Source organism: Pseudomonas sp. PS02290, from assembly GCF_029960075.1.
In the GTDB taxonomy this organism is placed as follows: domain Bacteria; phylum Pseudomonadota; class Gammaproteobacteria; order Pseudomonadales; family Pseudomonadaceae; genus Aquipseudomonas.
In genome coordinates, this window is record NZ_JASCOY010000202.1 from 1 (window position 1) to 2,637 (window position 2,637).

Below are 2,637 nucleotides of genomic sequence, written 5' to 3' on the forward strand. Positions count from 1 at the left end.
ACTTTGGGGATCTGACGAATCATGACTGTTCCTCGGTGTTCAGTCCCGTTGTCGCGAGCCTGCGTTACGCTCAGGCACTGCCACGGGATAACTTCTCAGACAACGGTTTCGGAAATATCTGCGAGGCCGTTGCGTAAATTTTGTGTAAGGTATTCGACACTTTTAATGACAATGGCTTTGCCGCGTTCGGCGCAGCGTCGCGATTCTACGCCTTTCCCCAGGCGTCTTCTAATACCACTCGGGAGATTTCATGTTGGTCACTGCCAGTAAGGAAACGCTGTTGTGCATGTCGCTGGCCGGACGCCCGGGCAACTTCGGCGTGCGCTTCCACAACCACCTGTATCAACAGTTGGGCTTGAACTTCTATTACAAGGCCTTTTCGCCAAACGACCTGCCTGCAGCCATTGCCGGTATGCGTTCATTGGGCATTCGCGGGTGCGGCGTGTCGATGCCGTTTAAAGAAGCCTCTATTGCACTGGTCGATGAACTGGACGCGTCCGCCGACGCCATTCAATCCATCAACACCATCGTCAATACCGATGGCCACTTGAAAGCCTACAACACCGATTACATCGCCATCGCCCAACTGGTCGATACCCATGAAGTGCCGCGCACCCGCTTTGCCTTGCGCGGCAGTGGTGGCATGGCCAAGGCCGTCGCCTGTGCCCTGCGTGACGCCGGCTTTACTGACGGGTTGATCGTGGCGCGCAACGAGAAGGCGGGCAGGGCGCTTGCACAGACCTGCGGCTTCGCGTGGCAAGCCGAGCTGGGCAGCGAGCGCCCGCCGCTGCTGGTCAACGTCACCCCGCTGGGGATGGCTGGCGATCAGGCCGATGCGCTGGCCTTCGACGTGTCCGCCATCGAGCAGGCCGACACGGCGTTTGACGTAGTCGCCACGCCGGCGCGCACGCCGTTCATTGTCGAGGCCGAGCGCCTCGGCAAACGCCTGGTCACCGGCGATCAAGTGGCGGCGATACAAGCGCTGGAGCAGTTCATTCTTTACACCGGCGTGACGCCCACCGAGGAGCAGTATCAGGCAGCGGCGGCGTTCGCGCGGGGTTGATACTTGCGCTTGGGTAACGCCAGGGTGTGCTTGGCTACCGATCTCCAGGCAGCACGCTGTCGCGCGGCAGACAGGGGACATGTGGGAGTGAGCTTGCTCACGAAGACGGTATATCCGCCGCTGCACATGCAGTGGATGTACCCGCCCCTTCGCGAGCAAGCTCGCTTCCACAGGTTTTGCACCAGGCTTAGAATTCCTCGGAGCCGCTCTCAACCTTCCAGCAATGCCAGTCGTTCTTCCAGGGCGGCGATGCGGGCTTCGAGGGCTTCGACCCTCTCCGCCATCGCCGAGCTGCCCGAATGGCCGCCGCCGCTATTGCGCTCTGCCGGATGCGCGCGGGCGGCGAGGATTGTCTCCATATCGGCCGGATCACCCAGCGCATGCAGATAGCGGTCTTCGCGCTGGCCTGCCTGTTTCGGGATCAACACCGCCAGCCCTCGGCCAATGAGCCGGTCAAGCTGATGCAGCACGGCGTCGGTGTCTTCGAAATCGTGCATACGGTTGCTGCGGGTCAACAGCTCGTTGATGGTTTGCGGGCCGCGCAGCAACAGCAGGCCGGTCAGGATGAGTTGCGCCGGCACCAGCTCCAGCGTCTTGTCGACGCGGTGTTCCCAGCGGTCCGCCCGGCTGCCCATGACCAGACGCGTCAGTTGCAGGCTTTCCAGTGCGCGCAGGCTCTGGCCAACCTGGCCGGGCGTGAGGTTCACCACCGGCTCGCGACTGGTCTTCTGGTTACAGGCCAGCACCAGTGCGTTGAGGGTCAGGGGGTAGGTCTCGGGATGGGTCGCCTGCTTCTCGATCAGGCAGCCCAGAATGCGCACTTCGGTGCTGCTCAGCTTCAGCGCATCCGGGGCTTCAACGGTGTTTTCGGAATCCAGCTCTTCGGACATGACCCATTCCCCAGGCGTTGAAAAGGCTATGAGGGTAGGGGCTGGATGAGGTAAAAGACAAGCCGCGTTCGCGTCCGTCTCCGTGCGACTCATTTCCCGAGGAACTGCCATGACCCTTTCTCTTTACGCCGCTTCGATCCCTGTCTTCAAGCAAATGCTCACCGCCCTCAGCGCCGTCCTGGCCAAAGGCGAAGCCCACGCCACCGCCAAAAACATTCAGCCGGATGCCCTGCTGCAGGCGCGTCTGTTCCCTGACATGTTCCCGCTGGTGCGTCAGGTGCAGATTGCCGTTGATTTCGCCAAAGGCGCCGGCGCACGACTGGCAGGCCTCGAGCCGCCGAAGTACGAAGACACCGAAACCACCTTCGCCGACCTGCAAGCGCTGCTGACCAAAGTGCTGGCGTTCCTCGACACGATCAAGGCCGAACAGGTCGATGGCAACGAAGCGCGGGAAATCGTCCTGCGCCCTGGCACCGATAAAGAAAAGCGTCTGAGCACCCAGACCTACCTGCTGCATTACTCGCTGCCGCAGTTCTTCTTCCACGTCACCACCACCTATGACCTGCTGCGCCACAACGGCGTGGAAGTCGGCAAGCGCGACTACATGGGCGCTTACTGACAGGCCTCGCTGCCCGGCTCTGCTCGGGCAGCGACACATATTTCGTCGGGCGCCTGGCTCCCAGG

The 2,637-nt window shown here is 61.7% G+C and carries 3 protein-coding genes; 2 read left to right on the forward strand and 1 reads right to left on the reverse strand.

Features of this window, described 5'->3' with window-relative positions; translation table 11 throughout:
- Window positions 1-250: 250 nt before the first annotated feature.
- Entirely contained in the window at window positions 251-1,063 is an 813-nt protein-coding gene (locus QMX88_RS29190; protein WP_282373725.1) for a shikimate 5-dehydrogenase, read from the forward strand.
- A gap of 209 nt (window positions 1,064-1,272) precedes the next feature.
- On the opposite strand, the gene QMX88_RS29195 is transcribed toward QMX88_RS29190, so the two are convergent.
- Window positions 1,273-1,953: a YceH family protein gene (locus QMX88_RS29195; protein WP_282373726.1), complete on the reverse strand. Its 681-nt coding sequence runs from the start codon at window positions 1,951-1,953 to the stop codon at window positions 1,273-1,275.
- Between the two features lie 109 nt (window positions 1,954-2,062).
- On the opposite strand from QMX88_RS29195, the gene QMX88_RS29200 reads away from it, so the two are divergent.
- Complete coding sequence (locus tag QMX88_RS29200; protein WP_192172469.1) at window positions 2,063-2,572, forward strand: DUF1993 domain-containing protein; 510 nt, start codon at window positions 2,063-2,065, stop codon at window positions 2,570-2,572.
- The last annotated feature ends 65 nt before the right edge of the window (window positions 2,573-2,637 follow it).